A 7,759-nucleotide genomic window follows, 5' to 3' on the forward strand; every position below is an offset into this window, starting at 1 on the left:
CGCGTAACCTGAGTCCCAGCCGATCGACGGGGGAGCGCGTGGAGCAGGTGACGGACCGTGGGCTGACCTCGGCCGAAGTGGCCGAGCGGGTGGCCGCGGGGCAGGTCAACGACGTCAGGCGCCGGTCGAGCAGATCGGTCTCGGCGATCGTCAGGGCCAACGTCCTCACCCTCTTCAACGGGGTGATCGGCGTGCTCTGGGTGCTGATCATGATCTTCGGGGAGTGGCAGGACGGGCTCTTCGGGCTGGTGATCGTGGCCAACGCGGGCATCGGCATCGTCCAGGAGCTCCGCGCCAAGCGCACCCTCGACCGGCTCGCCATCGTCAACGAGTCCCCGGTCAAGGTCCGCAGGGACGGCTCCGACACCGAGATCCCGCCCCGGCAGGTCGTGCTCGGCGACCTCGTCCTGCTCTCCCCCGGCGACCAGCTGCTGGTCGACGGTGAGGTGGCGGACGCCGACGGCCTGGAGGTGGACGAGTCGCTGCTGACCGGCGAGGCCGACCCGGTGCACAAGCGTCCCGGCGACGAGGTCCTGTCCGGCAGCTTCGTGGTCGCCGGGAGGGGCCGTTACCTCGCCACCAGGGTCGGCCGCGACGCCTACGCGGCCAGGCTCGCCGAGGAGGCCAGCGCGTTCAGCCTGTCCCACTCGGAGCTGCGCGAAGGCGTCACCAGGTTCATCAAGTACGTGACCTGGGTGGTCATCCCGATCGGCGCCCTGCTCACCTGGAGTCAGGTCAGCAGGCAGACGAGCGTCGGCGAGGCCGTCACCGGCACGGTCGCGGGAATCGTCACCATGATCCCCGAGGGCCTGGTCCTGATGACCAGCATCGCCTTCGCCGTCGGCGTGATCCGGCTGGGCAGGCGCCGCTGCCTGGTCCAGGAACTGCCCGCGATCGAGATCCTGGCCCGGGTCGACACGCTCTGCCTCGACAAGACCGGCACCCTCACCTCGGGCGGCATGGAACTCGACGAGGTCCGCCCGCTGCGCGAGGACCTGCCCGTCGACGATGCCCTGGCCGCGCTGGCCAACCTCGACCCCGACCCCAACCCCACCGCCCGCGCCGTCCAGGCCCGCTACCCCGGCCCGCCCGGCTGGACCACCACCGCCAAGGTCCCCTTCTCCTCGGCCCGCAAGTGGAGCGGCGCCGAGTTCGACGACCACGGCGGCTGGGTCCTGGGCGCCCCCGACGTCCTCCTGCCGCCCGGCACCCCCGAGTACGACGACGCCTGGGCACTCGCCGCCACCGGCCTGCGGGTGCTCGCCCTGTGCCGGGTCGCCTCGCTGCGCGACCCCGACGACCTCGGCACCGTCGAGGCCGCGGCCATCGTCGTGCTCAAACAGCGGATCCGCCCGGACGCGGCCGACACCCTCGCCTACTTCGCCGGGCAGCGCGTCACCGTCAAGGTCATCTCCGGCGACAACCCCGAGTCGGTGTCGGCCATCGCCACCTCCCTGGGCATCCCGGGCGGGGAGCGCGCGGTGGACGCCCGCACCCTGCCCGAGGACGACCCGGAGAAGCTCGCCGAGATCATGGAGTCCCACACCGTCTTCGGCCGGGTCAGCCCGCACCAGAAGCGATTGTTCGTCGGCGCGCTCCAGTCACGCGGGCACACGGTCGCCATGACCGGCGACGGCGTGAACGACGTCCTCGCGCTCAAGGACGCCGACCTCGGCGTGGCGATGGGCTCCGGCAGCGGCGCCACCCGGGCGGTCGCCCAGATCGTGCTGATGGACGACGGCTTCGCCAGCCTGCCCTCCGTGGTGGGCGAGGGCCGCCGGGTGCTCGCCAACATCGAGCGGGTCGCCGGGCTCTTCCTGACCAAGACCTTCTACGCGATCGTGCTCTCCCTGCTCACCGGGGTCATCGGGCTCGCGTTCCCGTTCGCTCCCCGCCACTCCACGCTGGTCAACGCCCTGACGATCGGCATCCCCGCCTTCTTCCTCGCGCTCGCGCCGAGCAACGAGCGGGCCAGGAGCGGTTTCGTGCCCCGGGTGCTGCGCCTGGCGGTCCCCGCCGGGATCGTCTGCGCCGCCGCCGTCTACCTGTCGTACTGGATCGCCCAGAGCGGGTCCGCCACCCTGGAGGAGAGCCGCACCTCCGCGGTGATCACGCTGTTCGTGGCCGCCTGGTGGGTGCTGGTCCTGGTCGCCCGCCCGTACGTCTGGTGGCGGGTGGTGCTCGTGGCCTCCATGGCCGGGCTGTTCGCGCTCGCCCTCGCCGTCCCGTTCGCCCGCGAGTTCTTCGCGCTCACCCTCGGCGGTCCCGCGGCCGGGCTCACCGCGACCGGGCTCGGCGTCGCCGCCGGTGTCGTGCTGACGGGCGTCTTCATGATCGTGCGATCCCGCCGTACGGAGCCGATCCCGGGTGATATCCAATCGGTTCAGGACCGGCCAGCCGATACCCTTGGAGCATGACCGACCCGCAGCTCGCACTGACCGAGCGCGTCCAGCAGGCGCTGGCCGCCGCCTTCGGTGCGGAATACTCCGACGCAGACCCGCTGATCCGTCCCTCGCAGTTCGCCGACTACCAGGCGAACGTCGCGATGAGCCTGAGCAAGCGACTGCGACGGGCGCCGCGGGAGGTCGCCCAGGAGATCGCCGAGCACCTCACCGGCCGGGCCGGAGACGCGGACGACCCGTTCCCCGGCACCGTCGAGGTCAGCGGCCCCGGCTTCCTCAACCTGACCCTCTCCGACGAGTGGATCGCCGCGGGGGCCTCCGAGATCCTGGCCGACCCGCGCACCGGCGTGAGCCTGGCCGCCTCGCCGCGGACCATCGTGATCGACTACTCCGCGCCCAACGCGGCCAAGGAGATGCACGTCGGCCACCTGCGCACGACGATCGTCGGTGACGCGCTCGCCCGGGTCCACGAGCACCTGGGCCACAAGGTCATCCGGCAGAACCACCTCGGCGACTGGGGCACGCCCTTCGGCATGCTCATCGAGCACCTGCTCGACATCGGCGAGGAGACCGCCGTCGCCCAGCTGGAGGCCGGCGAGGGCAACGCCTACTACCAGGCCGCCCGGCTGAAGTTCGACACCGACCCCGAGTTCAACAAGCGCGCCCGCACCCGGGTCGTCACCCTGCAGGCCGAAGAGCCCGAGACGATGCGCCTGTGGCACATCTTCATGGACGCCACGGTCCGCTACTTCAACAAGGTCTACGTCCAGCTCGGTGTGACGCTGACCGACGACGACATCGCCGGCGAGAGCATGTACAACCACGTGCTCGCCCAGGTCTGCGACGAGCTGCAGGAGCGGGGCATCGCCGTCCTCAGCGACGGCGCGCTCTGCGTCTTCCCGCCCGGCTACACCGGCCGCGAGGGCCAGCCGCTGCCCCTGATGATCCGCAAGAGCGACGGCGGCTACGGCTACGGCACCACCGACATGGCCACGATCCGCTACCGGGTCCAGGACCTCAAGGCCGACCGGATCCTCTACGTGATCGGCGCGACCCAGTCGCTGCACATGTCGATGGTGTTCGACTCGGCCAGGCTGGCGGGCTGGCTGCCCGACCACGTCAGGGCCGAGCACATCCAGATCGGCAGCGTGCTGGGCTCCGACGGCAAGATGTTCAAGACCAGGAGCGGGAAGTCCATCAAGCTCGTGGAGCTGCTCGACGAGGCCGAGACCCGGGCCGCCGAGGTGCTCAGGGACAGCGACTACGCCGACGCCGAGCGCACGGAGATCGCGCACGCCGTCGGCATGGGCGCGGTCAAGTACGCCGACCTGTCGGTCAGCCACGACAGCGAGTACGTCTTCGACTTCGACCGCATGCTCGCCCTGACCGGCAACACCGGCCCCTACCTGCAGTACGCCCAGGCCCGCATCCGCTCCATCTTCCGCAGGGGCGGGGTGACCCCGGCCGAGACGACCGGCCCGATCGTGCTGGGCCACCCGGCCGAACGCGCCCTGGCACTGCAGCTCCTCGGGTTCGGCTCGGTCGTCGAGGAGATGGCGGAGAACTCGGCGCCGCACAAGACTGCCTCCTACCTCTTCGACACCGCGAGCGCCTTCACCACGTTCTTCGAGAACTGCCCGGTGCTGAAGGACGACGTCGACGCGGCCACTCGCGCCTCCCGGCTCGCCCTGTGCGCGCTGACCCTGAAGGTTCTGGAGACCGGCCTGAGCCTTCTCGGCGTCCCGGCCCCCGAGCGCATGTAACCTGTCCACCAGATGATCGTCTTTATTGGGAAGATGAAGGCGATCGTCTGGCAAAGTCATGTTCGGCGCGCCTCCCTGCGGGGATGTCCGAAGCGCAATACGCTGGCGCGGTCATCGGTCACAACTTCGGGGAGCTCTCTGCCTTGAGCACGGACCTGACCGCGAACGTGAGCACGGACGCCGCGACCCCGAGCACCGATCTGACCTCGGCTCCGGGCACGGGTTCCAGCAGCGACCTGACCGCGATGCCGGGTGCGGATTCGAGCACCGACCTGACCTCGGCTCCGGGCACGGGTTCCAGCAGCGACCTGACCGCGACACCGGGTGCGGATTCGAGCACCGATCTGACCGCGGCTCCGGGTGCGGGTTCCAGCAGCGACCTGACCTCGACTCCGGGTGCGGATGACGCCTCGCACACCGAGAGGGAGCCGCGCCGCGGTGTCGACGCGCTCCTCACCGATCTGGCCAACGGCACCGTCCCCACCGGCGTGCCGGCGGACTTCGAGGACGCGTCGGACCACTGGCAGGCTCCGGCCGTCGAGGCGCTCCTGCTGCTCATGCGCGGCGAGGAGTCACTCGAACCCCTCGCACGCGCCGCGCAGCGTGACGAGCAGCGGACCGCGCTCTTCCTCTGCCTCGCCCTCGCCGTGGCCGGCCAGGGCGACCGGATCCACGCCTCGTGGCTCGGCACCGCCTTCGGAGAGCTCTCCCTGGACCACCCGGTGACCCACGGCCAGCGGGCGCTCTGGCTCGCCGCCGCCCGGGGGGCGTACGGCCCGGCGGGCAAGATATTCGTCCTCCGCAAGCTCGACGCGGTGGCGGCCTCCCCGGCGTCCGAGCCCGACCGGTGGCTGCGCGCGCTGATCCCCGACGAGCCCTCCACGGTCCTGTCACCGGCCCTGGCCGATTTCGTGGAGCTCGCCCAACTCCCCGAACTGGCCGCCCCCGTGCACGCCGCGGCCCGGCTGGCCCACCTGCTCGACCGCTGCGCCGAGATCACCTCGGCCCGCGAGAGCAGGGGAGGCGACGGCGCCACCGGCGGTTCCGCGGCCCGGACGGACGGCGCGACGATCGATGAGGCGCGCGACCGCACGGAAGGGACGGCCGGCGGCCTGGGCGACCTCGCGCTCGTCACCGCCGCGCAGGCCGACCGTTCCGGCGAGGCGACCGTCGTGTGGAGCGAGGACGAGCCACTGACCGTCCTCCGCCAGCTGACAGGTTCCGGCGTCCACGAACGGCCGATGAGGTCGCTCACCCGCCACCTGCTCGACGATCTGCGCCCCGGCTCCCACCCCTACCTGGCCGCGATCGCGCTGCACGTGGCCGCGCCCATCGTGCGGGCCGCGGCCGAGAGCCTCGCCGAGGCCACCCGGGCCGAGGCTCCCGAGTCGGTCACCATGCCGATCCTCGGTCACCGGGTGACGCTCAGGCCCGATGGGCCGGATCCCGAGTCGCTGGGTGCCGCCGAGGAGCGGATCGCCACCGAGGGAGCACCGGATCGCGGCCGCCCCTGGGCGGCCTACGTGCTGCTCGCCCTGGCCCCGGTGATCCTGGTGGTCACGCTCGTGCTTCCCGTCCTCCCTCTCGCCCCGCTCGCGCTCCTGCCGGCCGCGGGAGGTGCCTACCGGCTGTGGCGCAGGCGGCAGCGTGAGCGAGCGGATGCCGAGTACGTCGTCACACGGCTCGCCGAGCTCAGGGAGCTCGCCCAGGGCGCGGTGTGGGCGCTGCACGAGTACGCCCACGAGTCGGAGGGCCGGGTCAAGACGGCGACCTCCGACCTGGCCGAGCTCACCCGCCTGCTCCGCCGGGGCCCCCGAGCGGGCTGACCGGTCTACCGCCCGGCTCACCGGCGGTGCGCGATCACGCCATACGCATCGGTACGCGCGCCGAGTCGGCCTCGCACGCGTACCGGGTCCGATCAATCGCTCTGGCCCCCCGTACCGGCGAGGCCGCTGCGGCATCAACCGTTGGTGATCTCCACCTCGGCGGGGGCCAGCAGGAAGACCTTCTCCGCGATCCGCTCGATGCGCCCCTCGCAGCCGTACGCCAGCCCCGCGACGAAGTCGACCATGCGGGTCGCCTCGGCGGTGCTCATGCCGCTGACGTCCATGATGACGGTCTGCCCCTCACGGAAGTGCTGCCCGATGACCGGTGCGTCGTTGTACTTCATCGGTGTCAGCATCACGATCCGCGAGGGCTCGTTCATCGCGCGCCAGCGCTTGGCCGCGCGCTCGGAGGCGGACTGCCAGTCTTCCTCCTCGCCCTCGACCTCTTCCTCGTAGTCGTAGGACTCGTCATAGTTCTCGGCCCCGCCCAGGCCAAGGTAGGTCGCCACCTTGCGCACTGCCCCCATCGGCTCGTCCTTTCGCCAGGACCACGCCGTGTCCGGCCTGTCCCTACACCTTGGACGGTAACCGACGACAAGAAGTTCGCCATGCGACACGCCCAGCGCTTATTTCCACTTTGTACGGCTACCGCACTGGTTTGCCTGATCCCCGACTGTGCCTGATCTCCTGACCCAACTTCAACCGATATCTCGGGCGCCGCTAGCATCGCGTCATGCTCGTCTACACGGTCGATTCGTTTACCGATGAATTTTTCAAGGGTAACCCCGCTGGGGTCTGCGTACTCGGCAATCCGGTCCCTGACACCTGGATGCAGTCCGTGGCGGCGGAGATGAGGCACTCCGAGACAGCCTTCCTGCTCGGAGCGGAGGACGGCGGACCGTACTCGCTCCGTTGGTTCACGCCGGTGACCGAGGTGGCCCTGTGCGGGCATGCGACCCTGGCCGCGGCGCATGTGCTGTATTCCACGGGAACGGTCCCAGAAACCCTCGAATTCTCAACGAAGAGCGGAATCCTGTCCGTGACCAGGGATAAATACGGTTTAATCAGCATGGATTTCCCGGCAAAAGTACTCCAAGCGATGAGCCCACCGGAGGGACTGATCGCTGCGCTCGGAGTTAAACCTGTTTGGACAGGAAAAAATGTTTGGGATTATCTCGTGGAGGTCGAGTCCGAGGAGGCCGTTCTCGCCACCACCCCGGACTTCCGCGCCCTGGAGGCCGTGGACGCGCGAGGGGTCATCGTGACGGCCAGGGCCTCACGCCCCGGTGCCGACTACGTGTCCCGATTCTTCGCTCCCCGGGTCGGAGTCCCCGAGGACCCGGTCACGGGCTCGGCCCACTGCGCGCTCGCGCCGTACTGGTCGGCCAAGCTCGGCTCAGACAGGCTGGTGGGCGCCCAGCTGTCACAGCGCGGGGGCGTGGTCCGCACGGCCGTGCGAGGTGACCGCGTCGAACTCGCGGGAAACGCGGTGACCGTTCTTTCCGGCGAGCTGCACGTCTAGGCTTTCGGGTCCGGGATCTCATGGCTCCGGCCGGCTCGGTAGCCGTCGTTTCCACAGAACTCTCAACGCCCCTCAACGCGAAAAGGGCCCCCACCGCCGGTGGAGGCCCTTCTCTCTTAAGATCATGAAAGCATGAGGGCCCCCACCAAACCTGGTGGGGGCCCTCACAAAAGATTGTCCGGCGGTGACCTACTCTCCCACACCGTCCCCGGTGCAGTACCATCGGCGCTGAAGAGCTTAACTTCC

Annotated in this window: 5 protein-coding genes and 1 rRNA gene; 4 read left to right on the forward strand and 2 right to left on the reverse strand. The window is 70.2% G+C overall.

From position 1 onward, the window contains the following. The first annotated feature begins 38 nt into the window (after positions 1 to 38). The 3 genes from AC5L38_RS42400 to AC5L38_RS42410 all read left to right on the forward strand — a co-directional run bounded on the left by AC5L38_RS42400 (position 39) and on the right by AC5L38_RS42410 (position 5,991). Positions 39 to 2,417 (forward strand): HAD-IC family P-type ATPase, encoded by a 2,379-nt coding sequence (locus tag AC5L38_RS42400; protein ID WP_495248485.1) that lies wholly within the window; start codon positions 39 to 41, stop codon positions 2,415 to 2,417. Further along, a complete protein-coding gene (argS, locus tag AC5L38_RS42405; protein ID WP_495248486.1) occupies positions 2,414 to 4,165 on the forward strand; it encodes an arginine--tRNA ligase in 1,752 nt (583 codons plus the stop codon). The genes AC5L38_RS42400 and argS overlap by 4 nt, the downstream gene beginning before the upstream one ends. Before the next feature lie 143 nt (positions 4,166 to 4,308). Continuing rightward, positions 4,309 to 5,991, forward strand: coding sequence for a hypothetical protein (locus tag AC5L38_RS42410; protein ID WP_495248487.1), 1,683 nt, complete (start codon positions 4,309 to 4,311; stop codon positions 5,989 to 5,991). A gap of 134 nt (positions 5,992 to 6,125) precedes the next feature. Here AC5L38_RS42410 and AC5L38_RS42415 read toward each other — a convergent pair whose 3' ends face one another. Further along, positions 6,126 to 6,518, reverse strand: coding sequence for a cell division protein SepF (locus AC5L38_RS42415; protein ID WP_389921530.1), 393 nt, complete (start codon positions 6,516 to 6,518; stop codon positions 6,126 to 6,128). Between the two features lie 206 nt (positions 6,519 to 6,724). On the opposite strand from AC5L38_RS42415, the gene AC5L38_RS42420 reads away from it, so the two are divergent. Beyond that, the gene (locus tag AC5L38_RS42420; protein ID WP_495248488.1) at positions 6,725 to 7,513 is read left to right on the forward strand and encodes a PhzF family phenazine biosynthesis protein; all 789 of its coding nucleotides are present in this window, start codon (positions 6,725 to 6,727) and stop codon (positions 7,511 to 7,513) included. 176 nt (positions 7,514 to 7,689) lie between these two features. On the opposite strand, the gene rrf is transcribed toward AC5L38_RS42420, so the two are convergent. After that, positions 7,690 to 7,759 (reverse strand): 5S ribosomal RNA (gene rrf, locus AC5L38_RS42425); the annotation flags it as partial.

Source organism: Streptosporangium nanhuense (assembly GCF_059358815.1).